General features: G+C 63.8%; 18 protein-coding genes. 4 read left to right on the forward strand and 14 right to left on the reverse strand.

Annotated elements, in window-relative coordinates:
* Window positions 1–5: 5 nt before the first annotated feature.
* On the reverse strand, window positions 6–461 hold the full coding sequence (bcsD, locus tag HV711_RS05230) for a cellulose biosynthesis protein BcsD (protein ID WP_013591794.1): 456 nt from the start codon (window positions 459–461) through the stop codon (window positions 6–8).
* Window positions 462–1,078: 617 nt separating this feature from the next.
* Here bcsD and HV711_RS05235 point away from each other — a divergent pair.
* The gene (locus HV711_RS05235) at window positions 1,079–3,412 is read left to right on the forward strand and encodes a bifunctional diguanylate cyclase/phosphodiesterase (RefSeq protein WP_035478083.1); all 2,334 of its coding nucleotides are present in this window, start codon (window positions 1,079–1,081) and stop codon (window positions 3,410–3,412) included.
* 37 nt (window positions 3,413–3,449) lie between these two features.
* Here HV711_RS05235 and hpaI read toward each other — a convergent pair whose 3' ends face one another.
* From hpaI to HV711_RS05270, 7 genes are all read right to left on the reverse strand, one after another.
* Complete coding sequence (gene hpaI, locus HV711_RS05240) at window positions 3,450–4,253, reverse strand: 4-hydroxy-2-oxoheptanedioate aldolase (protein WP_035478085.1); 804 nt, start codon at window positions 4,251–4,253, stop codon at window positions 3,450–3,452.
* An 8-nt stretch (window positions 4,254–4,261) separates the two neighbouring features.
* Complete coding sequence (hpaH, locus tag HV711_RS05245) at window positions 4,262–5,065, reverse strand: 2-oxo-hept-4-ene-1,7-dioate hydratase (protein ID WP_013591797.1); 804 nt, start codon at window positions 5,063–5,065, stop codon at window positions 4,262–4,264.
* Window positions 5,066–5,107: 42 nt separating this feature from the next.
* The gene (locus HV711_RS05250) at window positions 5,108–5,509 is read right to left on the reverse strand and encodes a 5-carboxymethyl-2-hydroxymuconate Delta-isomerase (protein ID WP_035478088.1); all 402 of its coding nucleotides are present in this window, start codon (window positions 5,507–5,509) and stop codon (window positions 5,108–5,110) included.
* Between the two features lie 21 nt (window positions 5,510–5,530).
* Entirely contained in the window at window positions 5,531–6,394 is an 864-nt protein-coding gene (gene hpaD / locus HV711_RS05255) for a 3,4-dihydroxyphenylacetate 2,3-dioxygenase (RefSeq protein WP_028360220.1), read from the reverse strand.
* 63 nt (window positions 6,395–6,457) lie between these two features.
* On the reverse strand, window positions 6,458–7,915 hold the full coding sequence (gene hpaE / locus HV711_RS05260) for a 5-carboxymethyl-2-hydroxymuconate semialdehyde dehydrogenase (protein WP_035478091.1): 1,458 nt from the start codon (window positions 7,913–7,915) through the stop codon (window positions 6,458–6,460).
* A gap of 41 nt (window positions 7,916–7,956) precedes the next feature.
* On the reverse strand, window positions 7,957–8,715 hold the full coding sequence (locus HV711_RS05265; RefSeq protein ID WP_014973075.1) for a fumarylacetoacetate hydrolase family protein: 759 nt from the start codon (window positions 8,713–8,715) through the stop codon (window positions 7,957–7,959).
* Window positions 8,712–9,485: a fumarylacetoacetate hydrolase family protein gene (locus HV711_RS05270; RefSeq protein WP_035478094.1), complete on the reverse strand. Its 774-nt coding sequence runs from the start codon at window positions 9,483–9,485 to the stop codon at window positions 8,712–8,714. Before HV711_RS05270 ends, HV711_RS05265 begins: the two co-directional genes overlap by 4 nt.
* 192 nt (window positions 9,486–9,677) lie before the next feature.
* Between HV711_RS05270 and hpaR the strand changes: the two genes are divergently transcribed.
* Both hpaR and HV711_RS05280 read left to right on the forward strand, forming a co-directional pair.
* Window positions 9,678–10,085 (forward strand): homoprotocatechuate degradation operon regulator HpaR, encoded by a 408-nt coding sequence (hpaR, locus tag HV711_RS05275; protein WP_013591803.1) that lies wholly within the window; start codon window positions 9,678–9,680, stop codon window positions 10,083–10,085.
* A gap of 66 nt (window positions 10,086–10,151) precedes the next feature.
* Window positions 10,152–11,222 (forward strand): hypothetical protein, encoded by a 1,071-nt coding sequence (locus tag HV711_RS05280; RefSeq protein WP_035478096.1) that lies wholly within the window; start codon window positions 10,152–10,154, stop codon window positions 11,220–11,222.
* A gap of 75 nt (window positions 11,223–11,297) precedes the next feature.
* On the opposite strand, the gene HV711_RS05285 is transcribed toward HV711_RS05280, so the two are convergent.
* Window positions 11,298–12,707, reverse strand: a complete 1,410-nt coding sequence (locus tag HV711_RS05285) for an MFS transporter (protein WP_014973079.1) — start codon at window positions 12,705–12,707, stop codon at window positions 11,298–11,300.
* Between the two features lie 333 nt (window positions 12,708–13,040).
* On the opposite strand from HV711_RS05285, the gene HV711_RS05290 reads away from it, so the two are divergent.
* The gene (locus tag HV711_RS05290) at window positions 13,041–14,564 is read left to right on the forward strand and encodes a CoA-acylating methylmalonate-semialdehyde dehydrogenase (protein WP_035478099.1); all 1,524 of its coding nucleotides are present in this window, start codon (window positions 13,041–13,043) and stop codon (window positions 14,562–14,564) included.
* A gap of 15 nt (window positions 14,565–14,579) precedes the next feature.
* Here HV711_RS05290 and HV711_RS05295 read toward each other — a convergent pair whose 3' ends face one another.
* From HV711_RS05295 to HV711_RS05315, 5 genes are all read right to left on the reverse strand, one after another.
* Entirely contained in the window at window positions 14,580–15,920 is a 1,341-nt protein-coding gene (locus tag HV711_RS05295; RefSeq protein WP_014973081.1) for an MFS transporter, read from the reverse strand.
* A gap of 52 nt (window positions 15,921–15,972) precedes the next feature.
* On the reverse strand, window positions 15,973–16,536 hold the full coding sequence (locus HV711_RS05300) for an isochorismatase family protein (protein WP_028360213.1): 564 nt from the start codon (window positions 16,534–16,536) through the stop codon (window positions 15,973–15,975).
* A gap of 30 nt (window positions 16,537–16,566) precedes the next feature.
* Entirely contained in the window at window positions 16,567–17,019 is a 453-nt protein-coding gene (locus tag HV711_RS05305) for a MarR family winged helix-turn-helix transcriptional regulator (RefSeq protein ID WP_035478101.1), read from the reverse strand.
* A 95-nt stretch (window positions 17,020–17,114) separates the two neighbouring features.
* Window positions 17,115–19,058, reverse strand: a complete 1,944-nt coding sequence (locus tag HV711_RS05310; RefSeq protein ID WP_035478102.1) for a putative bifunctional diguanylate cyclase/phosphodiesterase — start codon at window positions 19,056–19,058, stop codon at window positions 17,115–17,117.
* Window positions 19,055–19,585: a YfiR family protein gene (locus HV711_RS05315; protein WP_013591811.1), complete on the reverse strand. Its 531-nt coding sequence runs from the start codon at window positions 19,583–19,585 to the stop codon at window positions 19,055–19,057. Before HV711_RS05315 ends, HV711_RS05310 begins: the two co-directional genes overlap by 4 nt.

Here is a 19,585-nt window from a genome sequence, read left to right on the forward strand (position 1 = left end):
TTGTGTTACAGCGCGTGACGGCCGAGGCGAAACTCGAGCGCCGTGTCGGCTGCATACTGGCCCGTCTGCACGACCGACAACCCCTGCGCACCCAGCGCGCTCAGCCACGTCTGGTACGCGCCTTCGAGAAACGCCGGCGTCCACGCGAGCGCGCTCGCGCCGAATGCCGGCAGCGGCGCGCAGTAATGGACAATGCGCAGCGACTCGCGTTCGTCGGCCAGTTCCACATAGCCCCAATCGATTTCCTGCCAGCGCGCGTTCAAGGTCCGCGCGAGATCCGCGGTCGAGTCGCAGGCAGGCAGCGGATGCGCAGCCGCAAAGCGGCTGCCGACACGGTGCATAAGCTGACGCAGTTCATCGTGGCCAATCTGCGCCTCGAACTCCGAGGCGAGAGCGGACAGCATGCCTCGCCATTGCGGCGACAGTTGACGGTCCAGCAGGTAATCCAGGATTGCAGCCATGTTGTCTGGGAAATGGCCGTCGTATGCAACCGCTCAAAGCGGCCAAAGACAGCCGGGTGCAGGGAAGGTGTTCGTGTAAATCGCGCATTGCACGCGGCGCAGGGGGCGTAGGTCAGTGCAGGTCAGTTTTCCCGCATTAACCAGACGCTTCCGCACATGCCGGTGCAGTCTACTGAAGACATTAACTTTTAGCCACTTTCCGTCACCTGTCCGATACGCGCGAACGCTTTGTCCGACGAAAGAAGCCGCTGCGGCCGTGCAGCGATTTCGAGTTGACTGCCCGGGCAAACCGGAGAGCGCTGGCCGTATTAACGGCACGCCGGGCCGTGGTTTTAGCCTTTCGGTTCCTTTCGGCCCTGGCCTCAACTGCGTCCCGCCGACAATCAGGGCGCAATAATACAGCCGGAATTTATTGCCGAACCCGTCCTCTATGATCTTTAACAATCCGGCTGCCTTCGGGAAAACGCGTGTCGGATTTGTGACACAGCCCTGCCCATTCGCACGCCAAATAGTGGACGGGTATTAATTGCCGAATAATTGGCGAGCAGGCTAAATATTTGTCAGATGTTTGCCGATATACATGGATAGAGTGACCGGACCCGCCCGCTAGCCATCCTATGCTCCTCACCTCGCCGCAGCACTTGGCCGATGCCGGCCTGCGCGAGCGCTTTCACCGGCGCTCGCTTGAACATCAGCGTCCGCTCTCGACGGTCACGATGGCGTTCACGGTCGTCGCTTTCCTGTGTCTCGTGGCGGCACGCGGCCTCGCGGGCGGTGCGGCCGCGCCGCTCGTCTACCGGCTCGGCTGCGCCCTCGTGCTGGCGCTGCTCGTGCTGGCCATTCCGCGCACGAAATCGACGTGGACGTTCGGCGCGATCGGCGTGGCTTTCTCGATCACGCTGGTGGTCGGTCTGGCGCTGAATGTCGCGGGCGCGCAACAGCCGCTCTTGTGGATTTTGCCGGCGATGGTCGTGATCCCGGTTTGCGCTGCGCCCTTGTGGCTGACGCCGACGCATTTCTTCGTCGGCAGCGCGCTCTTCTATGCGACGGCGATCGGCTTGCTGCTCGGCGCGCCACGCACCGCGGACGCCGACGTTGTCGTGTGGATGTGGGTGGCGGCGATCGGCATGCCCACCGCCGTGGTCTTTCATTTCGGCTTCTACGCATTCCGGCGCAATCACTTTTTGCTCGAGGATCAGCTGGCGCAACTGGCCGCGACCGATCCGCTAACCGGCCTGCAAAACCGCCGCGCCTTCGTCGCCCAGGCCGAGCGGCGCCTCGCCGACGTCGCGCGCGGCGGCCAGGTCAGCGCTATTTTTGTCGACATCGACAATTTCAAGTCACTGAACGACCGGTTCGGTCATGCGGTGGGCGACCTCGCGTTGCGGCAGGTCGCGCAGGTTCTGCTCGACGGGACCACGCACGGCGACAGCGTGAGCCGGATCGGCGGCGAGGAATTCGCGGTGCTGTCGGGCGAGGACCTGGCGGGGGCGCTGCGTCTTGCCGAGCGGTTGCGCGGCGCGATTGCCGCGCTTGAACGCCCGGACGGCAATCTGACGGCCAGCTTCGGCGTGGCGGAGCACCGTGGCGGCGAAAACATCATGGTGCTGCTGGATCGCGCCGACGAGGCGTTGCTGCGCGCCAAGCATTCGGGCCGCAACCGCGTGTGCGCGGAGCGCCCGCTGCCCGACGCGCCGCTGCAACTGCTGATCGAGGACGCCTGCGGCGCAGCGGGCGCGCCGGGCTCGCGGCATCGATGGGAAGACTATTACCTGACCTCGCATTTTCAGCCGCTCTTCAGCTTGTCGCATCAGAAGCAGGTCGGCTTCGAGGCGCTGCTGCGCGGCGAACTCAACGACGGCACGCTGCTGCCGCCGGCTGTGCTGTTCGCGCCCAAGGCCTCCAGCGACGAAGGCGTGCTCGACCGCGCGAGTCACGCCGTGCATCTGGCCAACGCGCGCGCCTCGCTGCCGGCGGACGGCTGGCTCTTTCTGAACATCCTCCCGGCCACCTTCGTCGCCGAAGGCTATGCCGACGAGCTTGCCGGCATCGTGCAAAGGGTGGGGCTCGCGCCGGGGCAGGTCATTCTCGAGATCCTGGAATCGCACGGCGGCAGCGTCGACGAGATGTCGCGCGCGGCGGCCCTGTACCGCGAGCACGGGTTCCTTATCGCCGTCGACGATTTCGGCGCGGGTCAATCGAATCTGGACCGGCTGCTGCGCATCCGTCCGGACATCGTCAAGCTCGACGGCGAACTGATCCGCGCAACGGGGCACGGCACCGGGCAGCCGATTCTGCCGAAACTCGTGTCGCTGCTGCATCAGGCCGGCATGCTCGTGGTGGTGGAGGGAGTCGAGACGACCGAGGAACTCATTCTCGCGGTGGAATCGAATGTGGACTTCGCGCAAGGCTATCTGCTGGGACGTCCTGCAGCGGAGATCGCGCCGCCGGGTTCGGTCCATCTGCGTATCGACGACGCTTTCGACGTGATCGCGCAAGGCCGTGCGCATCAGTATGCGTTGTTCGAATCTGTCGTGGAGCCGTACCGCGTCGCGCTGCTCGAGGCTGCGGACGCATTGCGCGCGGGCACGGAGATGAAGCGCGCCTTCGCGTCGCTCGCGACGTTCGAGCATTGCGTGAGCTGCTTCATTCTCGACGACGCGGGGCGGCAGGTTGGCGCCGAAGTGCCGGGCCCGGCGTGGAGCAAGGAAAGCACGTCGCTGCATCCGGTGGCCAATCCACGCGATGCACGCTGGGATCATCGGCCGTACTATCGCAACGCCGTGCTGCTGCCGGGTGTGGCAATAGCCAGTAATCCGTATCTTTCGCTCGCGAGCGGCAGGCCGTGCATTGCCGTCACGCTCGCCGTGCAGTTCGAGAAAGAGCGTTCCGTGATCGGTGTGGAGCTCGACTGGTCGGCGCAAGGCTTGCCGTGGCCGGCGGGGGAATGACGGGCCGCGTGGCGATGGCCGCTGCGTGGGTGCGCTTTCAATAGCTGCCTTTCACGACAACATGAGCCTCGACATCGTCCTTATATGACGCGGCGAGGTCCGCTGCCGCGCGGCTCAGCAAACCGGTATCGGTTCCGACCGCCACAAAACTCGCGCCTGCCGCGAGGTATTCCTCTGCAATCGCGCGATCCGGCGCGAGCACGCCCGCGGCCTTGCCCGCGCGCCGCACGCTCGCTATGCCGCCGCGAATCGCCTCGCGCACGCTGGCATCGCCCGGCTTGCCGAGCAGCCCCATCGACGCGCTCAGGTCCGAAGGGCCGAAGAACACGCCGTCAACGCCGTCCACCGCGGCAATGGCAGGCAGATTGACCATGCCTTGTACGGTTTCCACTTGCACGAGCACGCACAGTTCGTCGGCGGCCCGAGCGAGATAGTCCGGCACGCGGTTCCAGCGCGACGCGCGCGCCAATGCGCTGCCGACGCCGCGAATGCCATGCGGCGGGTAGCGCGTGGCGGCGACGGCATCGGCGGCCTGTTCGGCGGTGTCGATCATCGGCAACAGCAAGGTCTGTGCGCCGATGTCGAGCAGCTGTTTGATCACGGCGCTGTCGCTTCGCACCGGACGCACGACAGGATGCGATGCGTAGGCGGCGACCGCCTGCAATTGCGCAAGCGTGCTGCGCACGTCGTTCGGCGCGTGCTCGTTGTCGATCAGCAGCCAGTCAAAGCCGGCCGTGGCGAGCAGCTCGGTGACATAGGCGTCGGCAAGCGCGGCCCACAGGCCGAACTGCGGGGTGCCTTCGCGCAGCGCGCGTTTGAAGGGGTTGGGCGGCAAAGACATGGGCACACTCAAATGAAATTCAAAGCGATGCCGCCGAGCGGGCCGTAGTCGACATGGAAAGTGTCGCCGGCCTTCGCGGCAATGGGGCTCGTAAACGAGCCGCTCAGAATCACGTCGTTCGTGTTGAGCATTTCGTCGTACGGGGCGATCTTGTTGGCGAGCCACGCAACGCCTGTGGCGGGATGATTGAGCACGGCCGCGGCGAGCCCGCTTTCCTCGACGGCGCCGTTCCTGTAAAGCAGCGCGCCGACCCAGCGCAGATCGACATCGAGCGGACGCACGGGCCGGCCGCCGAGCACGACGCCCGCATTGGCCGCAAAGTCGGAGATCGTGTCGTAGACCTTGCGGGGGGCGCGCGTCTCGCGGTCGAACTGTTCGATGCGCGCGTCGATGATTTCCACCGCGGGCGTGACGTAAGCCGTGGCGTCGAGCACATCGAACAGCGTGACGCCCGGGCCTTTGAGCGGCTTGTTCAGCACGAACGCCAGCTCCACCTCCACACGCGGCGCAATGAAGCGATCCGCGCGAATGTCCTGGCCGTTTTCGATAAACATGCTGTCGAGGAGCGGCGCGTAGTCCGGCTCGTCGATCTGCGACGAACGCTGCATCGCGCGCGACGTGAGGCCGATCTTGCGGCCCTTGATCACGTGTCCTTCTGCGAGCTTGAGTTTGACCCACTCGCGCTGGATGGCGTAGCCGTCCTCGACGGTCATGTGCGGATACGCAGCCGAAAAGTGGCGCAACTGCGTGCGCGTCTTCTCGGCCTCATCGAGTTGCGCCGCAAGCGCGCGAATAGTTTGCTGATCTAACATAATGAGTTCTCTATGGAGCCGCCATGAGCATGCCCGGGCTGGCTACTGTGCTTTGAGCCGCGCGTGGAGGTTGTTGTGTTTCCACGTGCCGGCTTCGCTGAATTCGTTGATTTCCAGCGACAACGCGAGGCCGCTATGTTCGAACTCATCGGCGAAGTGCTCCTTGATACGCGCGAAGAGCGCGTCGCCGGTGGCCTTTTTAGTGGCGTCCGAGCGGCCCGCGGCGATCTTCAGGTTGGCGTGCAGAAACGCTGCGTCGGCGCGTCCATCGGCAATGCAATAGTGTTCGCAACGCAGCGCGCGCACGCGAATGCCGCCGAGCGGATAGACAGGCCGTTCCTGCTCGCGCTGTTCGGCGAGGCATTGAGCGAGCGTAGTGCACAGGCGGCCGATACGCTCGCTGTCGGCGAGATTCGCGCTGTACTCGAGTGTCAGATGCGGCACGATAACCTCCTTAGTGTTGATTCACGCGGGCAGCGGTGTGACCGGAAAAATCGCATTGATCTGGCCGGTTCCCGAACTGCCGAAATACGGCGTGATGACTTCCACCTTGCCTTCATAGCGGTCCCAACCCAGCGCGCCGAGCAGCATGGCCGTGTCGTGCATGCCGCCTTCGCCCCAGCATTTCTCGTTGTAAAGCGGCAGCATTTCGCAGAAGGTTTTCCAGTCGCCGGCTTGCCATAGCTCGACCACCTGGCGGTCCATCTGTTCGAGAAAGGGATTCCAGACCTTGTGCATGAACTGCTCGGCCGTACCGTTGTCGGCGAAATGGTGACTCAGCGATCCGCTCGCAAGAATGGCAACGGTGCCGTCATAGCGCTCCTCGATTGCCTTGCGCACCGCGAGGCCAAACCGCGCGCTCGTTTCCAGTTGATGCCACATGCACCAGCCGGCCACCGAAACCGCCTTGAAATGCTGGTCGCTATTCATATAGCGCATGGGCACGAGCGTGCCGTATTCGAGTTCGAGCGTGGTCTCGCTGTGCGCGCGGCTTTTTACGCCCATTTCGTTGGCGACCTCCGCGATCAGATTGCCGAGTCCGACATTGCCGGGATACGCGTACGGCATGTTCCTGATGAAGTGCGGCAATTCGTTGCTCGTGTAGACACCCTCGAACTTCGGCGCGCAATTGATGTGGTACTCGCTGTTGACGAGCCAATGCACGTCGAACACGACGATCGTATCCACGCCCATTTCGCGGCAGCGCCGGCCGATTTCATGATGGCCGTCGATCGCGGGCTGACGGCAACCCTGATGCGGCCCGTCGAGCTCCGACAGATATAACGACGGCACGTGTGTCACTTTTGCTGCCAGCGCGAGCTTGCCCATCGCGGTCTCCTTCTGTCTGTGCCGCGAGACGCGCTGCGTCCCGCGTGGGATAGGTGCAGCGCGTCAGACGCCCCAGCGCGGAATGTGATGCGAACCGAGCGAGACGCACACGTTCTTCGGTTCGAGGAACACTTCGTAGCTCCAGGTGCCGCCTTCGCGCCCCACGCCCGATGCTTTCGTGCCGCCGAACGGCTGCCGCAGGTCGCGTACGTTCTGGCTGTTGACGAAGCACATGCCGGCTTCCACGGCGGCCGCGACGCGATGCGCGCGTCCGGTGTTTTCCGTCCAGATGTAGCTCGACAAACCGTATGAGATGTCGTTGGCGAGGCGGATTGCGTCGGCTTCGTCGTCGAAGGGAATCAGGCACGCGACGGGGCCGAAGATCTCTTCCTGCGCGATGCGCATGCGGTTGTCGACGTCCACGAAAACCGTGGGCATCACAAAGTTGCCTTTGCGCATGGCGTCGGGCAAAGCCGGCGTGTCGAGCCCGCCGCACGCGAGCGTGGCGCCTTCTTTCGGCCCCAGCTCGATATAGCTGCGGACCTTGGCCAGATGTCCCTGGCTGATCATCGGCCCAATGATGGTGCTGTCAGCGAGCGGGTCGCCCACCGCGAGACGCTTCGCCCGTTCAACGAAGCGTTCGGCAAACTTTGCATAGATGGATTTCTGCACGAGAATCCGCGAGCCGGCGGTACAGCGCTCGCCGTTGTTCGAGAAGATCATGAAGACGGCGGCGTCGAGTGCGCGTTCGAAATCGGCGTCGTCGAAAATCACGAACGGCGACTTGCCGCCCAGTTCCATCGAAAACTTCTTGAGGCCGGCGGTTTGCACAATGCGGTTGCCGGTCGCGGTGGAGCCGGTGAACGAAACCGCGTGCACATGCGGATGCGCGACGAGCGGCTCGCCGGTTTCCTTGCCGAAGCCGTGCACCACGTTCAGCACGCCGGCGGGAATGCCGGCTTCCAGCGCAAGGTCGCCGAGCATCGAGGCGGTCAGCGGCGACAGTTCGCTCATCTTCAACACGGCCGTATTGCCGAACGCGAGACAGGGCGCGACTTTCCACGTCGCCGTCATGAACGGCACATTCCACGGCGAGATCAGCGCGCACACGCCGACCGGGTGAAACAGCGTGTAGTTGAGGTGCGTGTCCGTCGGATAGGTGTGGCCGTCCACCCGCGTGCACATTTCGGCAAAGTAGCTGAAGTTGTCGGCGGCGCGCGGCACGAGTTGCTTGCCCGTCTGGGAGATTGTCTGGCCCGTGTCTTTTGTTTCGGTTTCCGAAATATCCTGTACGTTTTTCGCGATCAACTCGCCGAGCTTGCGGATCAGTTTCGCGCGTTCGGCCGCAGGTTTGGCCGCCCAAGCGGGAAACGCTTCTTTTGCGGCGCGCACCGCGGCATGGACTTCCTGCTCGCCGCCGCGCGCGACTTCGGCGAGCACTTCCTGCGTCGCCGGGTTCACGGTTTCGAAGTAGTCTTTTGCGCCGACCGTCTTGCCGTCGATCAGATGTTCGATTCGCATTGCGTTGTCCTTTACTGTTTTCGCGCTGGTTCCTGCGGCACTCAGGCGCGGCCGAAATCCGCGTCGGAGGCAATCGTGTTGACGAGGCGCCCGAGGCCGTCGATCTCGCATACCACTTCGTCGCCCACGTTCACGTTGACGATGCCTTCGGGCGTGCCGGTCAGAATCACGTCGCCGGGTGCGAGTGTCATGAAGCCGCTCAGGTATTCGATCAGCGCGGGAATATCGGTCACGAGATCGCGCGTATTGCCGCGCTGTTGCAGTGTGCCGTTGACGAACGTGCGCAGTTCGAGTTGCGTTACGTCTTCAATATCGGCTGCATCGACGAACCAGGGGCCGAGCACCGTGGCGCCGTCGCGATTTTTCACGCGCAGGTTGGGACGGTAATAGTTTTCCAGGTAGTCGCGAATCGCGTAGTCGTTCGCAATCATGTAGCCGGCCACGTGCTGCATGGCGTTTTCGCGCTCGACATTGCGCGCAGTCTGGCCGATCACGACAGCGAGCTCGCACTCGTAGTGCATGAAAGCGACGTCGGCGGGGCGGCGAGTCGAGCCGCGATGACCTATCACGGTGCCCGGTCCCTTGAGAAACACGAGAGGCTCTTCCTGCTTGTTGAACTGCAATTCCTTCGCATGCTCGGCGTAATTCAGGCCAAGAGCGAAGAGGGTGCCCACTTCGACAGGCGCGAGCCAGACAAGCTCTTCTTCGCGGCGCACGCGTCCGTCTGCGAGTTGCACGCCTTCTGCGTGCGGACAGGCTTCGTGGATCGCGCCTGCATACGCTACACGGCCGCGCATCATGGCTGTTCTCCGTCGTGTTGCGTTGCGCCGACGAACGACACGCCAAGCGGCGGCAGTTCTCCGATCGAAAGAACGGCCTCGTCGCCGATATGCGCGACCGGCGAGCCGTGCGGCACACCGAGCGTGATGACGTCGCCGGGCGCGAGCGTCATGAAGTCCGTGACGTCCGCAAGCAAACGGGCGACATTGCGCACCGACGACCCCGTGTTCGCCGTGAATGCAGGCGCACCGTTCAGCGAAACCGCGATGGAGAGTGCGTCCGGATTCGCGACATGGCGAGCGGCGACCACTGCCGGGCCGATCACGCAAAACCCGTCGCGTGCGCGGAATCGTACCGAGGGCCGGTACACGCTCGTATGCGGCACGCTGAGATCGGCCACGAGCGTGTAGCCCGCGATGTAATGGAATGCCCGCTCGACGCTGACGCGCGTCGCCGTGCGGCCGATCACGATGCCGAGCGACGCGCCCACCTCCAGGCCCAGTTCGTTGTCGGGCACGACCACTTTCGCGCGATGCCCCGCGAGCGTATTGCGCGGCTTCAGATAAAGGACCGGCGCTTTCGGCGGCGCCTTGTAGGGCGCGGCGTGCACGGCATCACCCAGCGCCTCGAGCGCGGCACGGTCGTTCAGCAAGGTCCCGTAGACCGCGCCGCTGACGGGCGGCCGGCACGCCACGCCGCGTGCGAGCAGCGCGGCCGCGGCGTGTGCATCCACGTCGCGCGGCAACGCGTCGCCTTCCGGGTGCAGCAGATGATCGGCAAGTGCAAACATGAAGTGGCTATGCCTCTGGAGAAGGGCTCGACATGAATACTAACATGTTAGTAGTATTGCGCTTGATATGATCCAGGGTCAATAGCCAGTCGGCTGATCGCGGGTTTTCCCTTAAGCTTCGACGGCTGCTTTCAATCATCGTCCACTATGTCTTCGTCCGCTTCCACACGAGTTTTGCACCGCAACCTGCCGATGCTGCTGCTGCGCGCCAGAGAAAAGATGATGGAGCGCTTTCGTCCTTTGATTACCGCGCACGGCTTGACCGAGCAGCAATGGCGCGTGATTCGCGCGCTCGATGAGCACGGCCCGATGGAGCCGCGCCACATCTCGGACATCTGCACGATTTCGAGCCCGAGCATGGCGGGCGTGCTCGCGCGCATGGAGAGCATGGAGCTGATCACGAAGGAGCGCTTCGCGGAAGACCAGCGCCGCGTGCTGGTTTCGCTCACCGATGCGAGCGTGGACCTCGTGCGCGTGATCTCGAAGGATCTGGAAGCGCAGTACCGCGAAGTGGAGCGCAAGGTCGGCCCGGAGATCGTCGAGCGCGTTTATCGCGCCGTCGACGATCTGCTCGCCGGTCTCGCGGAAGAGGACGAGTGAACGCGTCTTACATCCGTCACACCGCGAGCAGTTCGAAAGCCACCAAAACCAATCGAAGAGAGTCCGATGCCGTTGTCACAAGAGGCCGACGCCGCACCCAAAAGTGCCCTGAAACAGGCAGTATTTCTGCACACGGGCTGGCGCAGCGCGGGCACGTGGGTGTGGTCGCGTCTTCGCGCGCTCAACACCGTGACGGGTTTTTACGAGCCGCTCAGTAACGTACTCGCCGATCTGAGCACGGAAGGGATCGCCGCGAGCCGTCCCACGCTGACGTCGGGACATCCGCCGCTCGAGGCGCCTTACTTCGACGAATACAAGCCGTTCCTGCCAGAAAGCGTGCGCGGTGTGACCGGATACCGCAAAACCTTCGGCATCGACCGTTTCGGCGACGTACCGGACGCGGAATTTCCCGCCCTAGCGGCCTATTTGCGCAGCCTTTGCGAAGACGCGGTCCGGCAGGGCCGCGTGCCGGTGCTCAAGTTCTGCCGGTCGACAGGACGATTGCCCTGGCTCAGGCACGCGTTTGCCGATGCCATGCATGTGGGCGTGCTGCGCAATCCCGCGTCGCAATTCGCTTCCGGCTGGCTGCTCAATCAGCAGTGGCGCAACCCGTTCTTTGTGGCGGCACCGTTCCGGATGCTCGGTTTGAATCGCACCGAGCCGTTGGTGAAGCACGTGATCGACGTATGCGACGTGAAATTGCCGCCGGCCGCGCCCGCTTCCGACGACGCTTACGCCACGGCGTGCGAGCAGTACGCGCGCAGCGCGGAGGGTACTAATGCGTACCGCGCGTTTGTCGCGCTATGGATTCTCGGCGCGTGCCGAATGGGACAAGGCGTCGATCTGCTCGTCGACATGGATCTGCCCGGACAGTCGCGCGACTATGCGGCGAGCCTGCGAGCCGGCTTTGAAGCGCAGATCGGGCTCTCGCCGGATTTCAGCGGCGCGCGCGATCTGGTGGAGGAAACGCGGCGCAGCGCCGCGCGCATCGGAGGAATAGACGGTGGAGCGACGCGCGCGGTTCATTCGGCGGCGCTCAAGTTTCTGAAGGCGCAAGGCGGCGTGGACGCGGCCTTCGTCGAACGGGTGCGCGAAAAAATGGTGCTTGCGAACGAGTTGACCGCGCAGTGGCGTTAGTTCGCGGCACAGTAGCGTCAAGCTGGCGCCTGCCAGCCGCGCTGCTGCGTCAAGCGCCCGGAAAGTGGCAGCGCGCTAGGACGTCACGGCCTTTTTCGACTCGGCCAGGGTCTCGGCCCTCAACCGCTCATAGCTGGGTTTATCGAGCGGTACTGCGTCGGGCTGCCCCAGATCGCTCAGCCTGACACGGTAATTTTCGCGTGCGCTCCACGCGGTAATCGCCGCGATGACCGTAATGGCAAAGGTAATCGCGCCGATGGTGACCGGAACGTTGTGCGATCCCGGCGGCGCGACGTAAGCGAACAGGGCCGGCAGCAGCGCGGTAATCGTAGTGCCGACGTTCTGCCCGATCGCCATCGCGGAGACGCGTGAACGCGTGGGGAAAAGCTCGGGGTAGAAGCTCGGGAACGTCGCGTTATAGCCTTGGTAGATCACGCCCCACATGAGGATCGACATGACGATCGCGAGCGCCACGTTGTGAATGCTGATGGCGTACAGATACGCGAACGACAGCAGCCCCGCACCCAGTGCGCCGACGATGATCGGCAGGCGCCGCCCGATCCTGTCGGACAGGTTGCCCACATACGGAATCACGAGCACGGCAACAATATTGCCGATCACCGGAATCCACAGGTAGACGCTCTTCGAAAAGCCGATGCCGTACGACGCCTGCACCGCATACGCAGCGCCGAAAATCGTCGCGACGACCGGAATCACGTTCATCAGCGAGCAGCCCACGACACGCAGCATGTCGGGCCAGTTGTAGCGGAAGGCCTCGGCAATCGGCGACTTCGGCACGCCGCCGCTCGCGTCCTCTTTCGCGAAAGCCGGCGTTTCCTCGACTTCGCGGCGGATGATGTAGCCCGCCACCAGCACGAGCGCGCTTAGTAGAAACGGAATGCGCCAGCCCCACGAATTGAAGGAGCTTTCCTCCATGTAATAGGCGAGCGGCAGGAACACGGCGGCCGCGAGAATCTGGCCCGCCTGCACGCCTTGCAGCGTGAAGCTCGCGTAATAGCCGCGTCGTCCGAAGGGGGCGTGTTCGAGAATCATCGAACTCGCGCCCGAGATTTCTCCGGCCACTGCAAAGCCCTGGATCAGACGGAGTACGACGAGCAGCGTCGGTGCGAGCAGCCCGGCGTGCTGATAGGTCGGCAGGAGGCCGACCGCCATCGTCGAAAAACCCATCATGAACATGCATAGCAGGAGGACGTTCTTGCGGCCGTGCGTGTCGCCCCAGTGTCCGAGCACGAATGCGCCGATGGGCCGCGCGACATAACCCACGCCATACGTGGCGAGCGAGGCGACGATCGCGATCTTCGGATTGCCGGATGGAAAGAACAGCTGCGGGAAAATCAGCGCCGCGGCCTGCGCGTAGATGAAGAAATCGTAGTACTCGAGGGCGGAGCCGATCCAGCCGCTGGCGGTTGCCTTGCCAGCCTGTCCGCGATGCTTGCGGCCACTCGCCGTTGCGTTCGTTGCCATGTCGCGCCTCCTCACCGAAATGCGGTGACCCGCCCCGTGCGGCTGCTTCATTTGGCGTCCGGCGCGCGAACTATGCAACCCAGGACTTACACGGCGACAGGCAGGGCGCCGGCGCATGCTGCGATGCGTCACAGCGCCCCGCATCCGCGCGTTTTCGCGAGCAGTGGCGCGGCAATCCAATACAGTTGCTACGCAAAAAACAATACAGTGAGGCGCGGTTCTGTTTGGCTGTATCGGGAATAAGCGGCGTTGCGTCGATACAGTTGGCGGGTCTCGAATCCGTCTACCCGCCCGGCGCCTAACGCCTGGCCTTTCCCGAACGCGAGGTACCAAATGAATGCAGCAAACGAGCAGGACAAGCTGTCAGTGCGGCAGTTGGGCCACTACATCGGCGGCGCGGTGGTTGCGCCCACCAGTGGCCGCTTCAAGGACGTCTTCAATCCCGCGACGGGCAAGGTGACGGGCTCGGTGGCGCTCGCGTCGGTCGAAGAAGTGGATGCCGCCGTGAAATCGGCGAGAGCGGCATTCCCGGCATGGAGCGAAACGGCACCCATCAAGCGCGCGCGGATTCTCTTCAAGTTCAAGGAGCTGCTCAACCGGCACCACGACGAGCTTGCCATGCTCATCACGCGCGAGCACGGCAAGGTGTTCACGGACGCGCAAGGCGAGGTGGTGCGCGGGATCGAAGTGGTCGAGTTCGCGTGCGGCATTCCGAACCTGCTGAAGACCGATTTCACCGACCAGATCGGCGGCGGCATCGACAACTGGAACCTGCGTCAGGCGCTCGGCGTGGTCGCCGGCATCACGCCGTTCAATTTTCCCGTCATGGTGCCGATGTGGATGTTCCCTGTGGCGCTCGCTTGCGGCAACACGTTCGTGCTGAAGCCGTCGGAGCGCGATCCGTCGACGTCGCTGCGCATTGCCGAACTGCTGAAGGAAGCCGGTCTGCCGGACGGCGTGTTCAACGTGGTCAACGGCGACAAGGTCGCGGTCGACGCGCTGATCGACCATCCGGACGTCGCGGCGCTGTCGTTTGTCGGCTCCACACCGATTGCGGAGTACATCCACACTGAGGCGTCGAAGCGCGGCAAGCGCGTGCAGGCGCTCGGCGGCGCGAAGAATCACCTCGTCGTGATGCCCGACGCCGATCTTGATCAAGCCGTGGACGCACTCATCGGCGCAGCGTATGGTTCGGCCGGCGAGCGCTGCATGGCGATTTCGGTAGCGGTCGCAGTGGGCAATGTCGCCGACAAGCTGATTGAAAAGCTGGTGCCGCGCGTGAAGTCGCTCGTCATCAAGAATGGCGAACATCTCGACGCCGAAATGGGTCCGCTCGTGACCGCCGAGCACAAGGCGAAAGTGGCCGGTTATATCGCGTCGGGTGTGGAAGAGGGCGCGAATCTCATCGTGGATGGCCGCGCGCATCCGGTTGCAGGCGAAGCAGGCTTCTTTATCGGCGGAACGCTGTTCGACAACGTCGGCACGCACATGAAGATCTACAAGGAAGAGATCTTCGGCCCGGTGCTCGCGGTGGTGCGTGTGCCCGATTTCGCGAGCGCAGTCGAATTGATCAACGCGCACGAGTTCGGTAACGGCGTGTCGCTGTTCACGTCCGACGGCGGCGTGGCGCGCGCGTTCGGCCGGCAGATTCAGGTCGGCATGGTCGGCATCAACGTGCCGATTCCGGTGCCGATGGCATGGCATTCGTTCGGCGGCTGGAAGAAGTCGCTGTTCGGCGATCACCATGCCTACGGCGAAGAAGGCGTGCGTTTTTATACGCGCTACAAGAGCATCATGCAGCGCTGGCCCGACAGCATCGCCAAGGGCGCCGAATTTACGATGCCGGTGGCGAAGTAAGCGGTACTGATCTCTTTACACGCCGGAAGACGATTCTTCTTCCGCCTCATCGAGCACCGCATTTTGCACGGCGATGGCGGGACTCACATAAGGCGGCGCCTGACGCGGGTCGTCGATGCTGTAGCGAAGGCGCCCCGCGTCGATAAACACGCGCAGGCCGCGGTATTTGACGAGATACAGCAGGCCCACCAGCGCGGCCGCAAATCCCGAGGCCGCGCCTACGCCCAGCGCCCAGCGCGGGCCGAAACGATCCGCGACCCAGCCGACCACCGGCGCGCCGAGCGGTGTGCCGCCCAGCGCGATGGCGAGCAGAATCGCGATCACGCGGCCGCGCATCGCGGGTTCAGTGGAGAGTTGCACGAGGCTGTTGGTGGACGTGTTGAAGGTTTGCGTCGACACGCCGATAAAGGCCAGCACGATGCCGAACAGCACGTAGTTCGGCATGAGCGAAGCCGCCGTGCAGCCCACGCCGAATATGGCCGCTGCGGCGAGCAGCAAGGCCATGCGCGGTCGCGCGCGGCGTGCGGCGAGCAGCGCGCCCGTCACCGAGCCCACCGCCATGGTCGAACTCAGTACGCCGTATTCGCCCGCGCCTGCATGAAACGCGGTGACGGACATCGTCGAAATGAAAATCGGGAAGTTCAGTCCGAACGTGCCGATCAGGAACTGCATGAGGAGCGCGGCCTTCAGATCGGGGCGCTTCCACACATACCTGAAGCCTTCCACGAAGCTGCCGCGTGAGCGTACGGCAAGCGGTTTCGCATGCAGTTCGCGCACGCGCAGCATGCGCAACGCGCCCAGCACGGCAATGAAAGAGAGCGCGTTGATCAGAAACACCCAGCCCGTTCCCACCGAAGCAATCAGCAAGCCGGCCACCGCCGGGCCGATCATGCGCGCCGCGTTGAACGACGTCGAATTAAGCGCAACAGCATTAGCCAGATCGCCTTCGCCGACGAGATCGGATACGAAGGTCTGACGCGCGGGCGAATCGAAAGCCGTCACGCAGCCGAGCAGTCCCGCGAAAACATAGACGTGCCATAACTGCACGAGTCCGGTGATGGTCAGCAGGCCGAGCCCGAGCGCGAGACTGCCCATGGCCGCCTGCGTGACGAACAGCAGCTTGCGGCGGTCGAAGTGATCCGCGGCATAGCCGGTCAGCGGCAACAGCAGCATTTGCGGCCCGAACTGCAGCGACATGACGATACCCACAGAAGTCGCATTGTGCTGCGTGAGTTCGGTCAGCACGAGCCAGTCCTGCGCCGTGCGTTGCATCCATGTACCGACATTCGAGATGATGGCGCCGCTCGCCCACATGCGGTAGTTGAAGTTGCGCAGCGAACGGAATGTGCTGCTCACCAGGCCTCCTTTCGCGCTGGCGCGCAACTGATGTGTGGCTCGCGGCGCAGACTCATGCGCGGGTTCGCTCCAGCATGTCGAGCACTTCCTGCGTGGTGCCCGTTTCGCCGAGCCGCGGAAAAATTCGCGTCAGGCTGTTCGTGTGAGCGTCGAGGTGCAGGTCGGTCATCGCGTCGACGGCGAAGGCGATGTTCAGGCCGAGCTCGTGCGCGAAACGCGCCGTGGATTCAACACCGATACTGGTGGACACGCCCGCCAGCACGATCTGCGTCACACCCTGCTCGCGCAGATACGCTTCGAGATCCGTGTTGGTGAAGGCACCCCACGTCCGTTTCGTCACCAGATGGTCCGATGCCTCTCGCTTCAGTTCGGGCACGAGGTCCGCGAATCCGGGTGGAAAGTTGCCGGTGGGGCGCGCCTGTTCTGCCCGCCCGGGCGCGCCGCCCGCCACATTGACGAGCACGACGGGCAGCGCGTGGCGCCGGAATGCATCGGCTAAAGAGGCGGCGCGCCTGATGACGTCCGCTGCGGGGTGAACGGTGGGTATCGCCACGATGCCTTGCTGCAGATCGATCACGACCAGTGCGGTCTTTGCATCGAGTGTAGTCAGTGCCATGCGTGCTCCTGCGAAGGTTTGTCTGACGGATTACGAGTCGATCAGGCGTTTGAGCAATTCGACGCCGGTGGCGAGCTGCTGCTGCTCGGCCGCCGAAAAGCGCGTCTGGATAGTGCGAAAGAGCCAGTCTTCGCGCGCGGCGCGGCTTGCCTTGATCTTCTTGCGGAAGGCCGGCGTGACGCTCAGCACGGTTTGCCGGCCGTCGTTCGGATCGGGCGCGCCGCTCACGAGGCCCGCGGCCTTCAGCACGGAAAGTGTTTCGCTCATGGATTGCGGGCGCATGCCGTGGGCGCGCGCGAGTTCGGACACGGTGGCCGAGCCCTCGCGCTCCAGCAAACCGAGCACCTGTATTTGCGAAGGCGTGAAGTCGCCGAGATGCGCCTCTTCGCGCAGACGGCGGCGCAGCTTGCCGTTCAGCACACGCAGCTCTTCGGCCAACGTGTGCAGGGAGTCGGAGTCGAGCGGCGGATCGTTCCTGACCATGCGAAGGTAGGTCCTATATGAAGGTTACCTGTGTAGGTTACCTTCATATATCGCAAGGGTCAAGCTGACATTCAAGCGAGCATTCCAGCAGACAGTCAAGCGGTCGGCGCGCGTTGCGGCCGTGTTCGAAGCGGCGCTCGGTGGCTGACGCGCCTGTCTTCGTCTTGTGCGTCTTCCGCGCGAATGATGGCGAGCAGTTGGTCGAGCGACATGGGGTGGCCCGTCAAAAAGCCCTGCACGACGTCGCAGTGCGCATCGCTGAGCCATTCGAGTTGTGCCGGATATTCGACGCCTTCCGCGACGACCAGCAGCCCGAAGCTATGCGCCATCGAAATGATGGCGGTGACGATGGGTTGCCCTCCGTTTGGCAACGGGCAGATGAAGCTGCGGTCGATCTTGATGCTGTGCACCGGAAAAGATTGCAGGTACGACAGCGACGAGTAGCCGGTGCCGAAGTCGTCGAGCGAGAGACGCACGCCGGCTGCGCGCAATTCCTGCATGGCCTGAATGCCCACTGACATGTTGGACATCAACTGACTTTCCGTCAGTTCGAGTTCGAGCAGCGAAGCGGGCAGGCCGCTTTTTTGCAACGCATTGCAGACTTCGTGGGTGAAGCCCTCGGCGCGCAGTTGCCGCGCCGAAATGTTCACCGCCACATGCACGGCCGCGCTGCGTCCGGCGTTCCAGTTGGCTGCGTCGCGGCACGCACGCCACAGAACCCAGCGGCCGAGCAGCACGATCAGGTCACTGTTTTCGGCAATCGGCACGAATTCGGCCGGCGAAATAGGCCCTTCGGACGGATGCGTCCAACGCACGAGCGCCTCCGCGCCGAGCAGGCGTCCCGACAGGCAGTCGAATTGCGGCTGATAGACGATATCGAGGCCATCCTGGTCGACGGCCTTGCGCAGCTCGGCCTCGATACGCGCGCGGCGCTGCGCCTCTGCCGTCATCTCGCTCTGAAACTCGACGGCAATGCTCTTGCCTCTGCTTTTCGCCGAGTACAGCGCGATGTCCGCATTGCTGACCAGCTCGGCCATTTCCACCGTGTCCTCGGGATAGACGCTGAAGCCCACGCTCGCCGTCACGGCAGAATCGCTGCCGTGCAGGATGAACGGACGTGACAGATTGCGCGCGATGCGGCCGGCGGTCGCGCGCGCGCGGACGCGGCTTGCGTCGGGCCCGATCACCACGGCGAATTCGTCGCCGCCTATGCGGCTCACGAGGTCGCTCGGCCGTACCACATTGCGCAAGGCCTCCGCGACCTGCTTGAGCAGTTCGTCGCCCGCGCCGTGACCCAGCGTGTCGTTGACGATCTTGAAGTTGTCGAGGTCCACCATCATCAGCGCGACGCGTTTGTCGGCGGTATTCGCCTTGTGCAGGCGCGTTGTCAATTCGTCGTAGAACGCGCGGCGATTGGGCAGGTCTGTCAGCGGATCGGTCGAGGCGAGATATTCGAGATCCTTCTCCACGCGCGTGACGCGATCGCGCATGCGCCGCATGACGAGCGAGGCGATCCACACCGAACACAACGATGCGCCGACAAGGAAGCAGCCGTATTGTGCGAGCTGCATCTTGATCGCGTCGGTCGTGGCCACGATCACGATGCTGCCGAGCAGCTGATCGTTGTGCATGATCGGCGCCGCGACGAATATATCGGCGAGCGAGAGGCGCGGCGTGCTGCCGACCTGTGAGAGCGTGCCTTCCTGGGACTCCTTGCGATTAAGCCCCGGGCGCGTGTAGCGTACGAACAGGTCGCCGCTCGGCGTGTAGACGGTGGCGCTTTCGACGTGCGGAACTTTGCGCAGCGAGCCGAGCACTTCGGCGGTGGCGTCGCGGTCGCCGAACATCGCCGAGGCGGTCAGGTTTTCGGCGAGCACCGAAGCCTGCATGCTGACGTCTTCGGTCAATGACGTGCGCAGCGAAAGCGCCTGATACACGAGCAGCACGACGCTCGAAATGAGCAGTGCAATGGCGACGCCGACGAGATTCACGTGTTCGCGCGGCCATGCAAGGATGCGCCAGACCGGGAAACTTTTCATAAGACCGTCCTTGCTAGCCGCATGAGTTTCGAACTGAGCGTAATGCGCCGGCGTGAAGCCTCGGTCACGTTGATATCGAACTTCAGATGTTCGCCTTCGCGCACGAGGCGAATCACCCAGCCCTGGTCCGCGGCATCCGCTTCGCTCACGATCACGACCGGCGCGTCCGAACCGAGCAAAGCCTTGATCGCGGCGCTCACCGTGGTGCCCGTCGTCAGTACCGCCAGTTGGCAATCCGCCGCTTTTTCTCCGCGCGGCAACGGGCGAACGCGCCACGCCTGCTTGCCGCCGTGCTTGCCGTCCAGTCTCGCGAGTGCCTGGCCGAGCGGGCTGTCCGGATCCGCGCAGACCGACAGAATGTTGTCGGCGGGGCGGCCGGCAGGCCAGTCGGTGAACTGCGCGAAGTTGAAGATGTACGCGGCCTCGAGCGCGGGCAGATCCACTTGCGCGTCGACGGATGTCTGCACGACGAGCGGGGACGCCAACACCAAACACGCCGCAATGATCTGGATGCGAACGCGATCCAT

Origin of the sequence: Paraburkholderia phenoliruptrix, assembly GCF_902859825.1 — a bacterium.
Classification (GTDB): Bacteria; Pseudomonadota; Gammaproteobacteria; order Burkholderiales; family Burkholderiaceae; genus Paraburkholderia; species Paraburkholderia phenoliruptrix.

Excerpts from the sequence above, each read along its gene's own strand:
- HV711_RS05280 (WP_035478096.1), top strand. The coding sequence starts at position 10,152 with ATGCCGTTGTCACAAGAGGCCGACGCCGCACCCAAAAGTGCCCTGAAA.
- hpaD (WP_028360220.1), bottom strand. The coding sequence starts at position 6,394 with ATGGGCAAGCTCGCGCTGGCAGCAAAAGTGACACACGTGCCGTCGTTA.
- HV711_RS05270 (WP_035478094.1), bottom strand. The coding sequence starts at position 9,485 with ATGTTTGCACTTGCCGATCATCTGCTGCACCCGGAAGGCGACGCGTTG.
- HV711_RS05315 (WP_013591811.1), bottom strand. The coding sequence starts at position 19,585 with ATGGATCGCGTTCGCATCCAGATCATTGCGGCGTGTTTGGTGTTGGCG.
- bcsD (WP_013591794.1), bottom strand. The coding sequence starts at position 461 with ATGGCTGCAATCCTGGATTACCTGCTGGACCGTCAACTGTCGCCGCAA.
- HV711_RS05285 (WP_014973079.1), bottom strand. The coding sequence starts at position 12,707 with ATGGCAACGAACGCAACGGCGAGTGGCCGCAAGCATCGCGGACAGGCT.
- hpaE (WP_035478091.1), bottom strand. The coding sequence starts at position 7,915 with ATGCGAATCGAACATCTGATCGACGGCAAGACGGTCGGCGCAAAAGAC.
- HV711_RS05300 (WP_028360213.1), bottom strand. The coding sequence starts at position 16,536 with ATGGCACTGACTACACTCGATGCAAAGACCGCACTGGTCGTGATCGAT.
- hpaH (WP_013591797.1), bottom strand. The coding sequence starts at position 5,065 with ATGTTAGATCAGCAAACTATTCGCGCGCTTGCGGCGCAACTCGATGAG.
- HV711_RS05310 (WP_035478102.1), bottom strand. The coding sequence starts at position 19,058 with ATGAAAAGTTTCCCGGTCTGGCGCATCCTTGCATGGCCGCGCGAACAC.
- HV711_RS05235 (WP_035478083.1), top strand. The coding sequence starts at position 1,079 with ATGCTCCTCACCTCGCCGCAGCACTTGGCCGATGCCGGCCTGCGCGAG.
- HV711_RS05305 (WP_035478101.1), bottom strand. The coding sequence starts at position 17,019 with ATGGTCAGGAACGATCCGCCGCTCGACTCCGACTCCCTGCACACGTTG.
- HV711_RS05290 (WP_035478099.1), top strand. The coding sequence starts at position 13,041 with ATGAATGCAGCAAACGAGCAGGACAAGCTGTCAGTGCGGCAGTTGGGC.
- hpaR (WP_013591803.1), top strand. The coding sequence starts at position 9,678 with ATGCTGCTGCTGCGCGCCAGAGAAAAGATGATGGAGCGCTTTCGTCCT.
- hpaI (WP_035478085.1), bottom strand. The coding sequence starts at position 4,253 with ATGTCTTTGCCGCCCAACCCCTTCAAACGCGCGCTGCGCGAAGGCACC.
- HV711_RS05265 (WP_014973075.1), bottom strand. The coding sequence starts at position 8,715 with ATGATGCGCGGCCGTGTAGCGTATGCAGGCGCGATCCACGAAGCCTGT.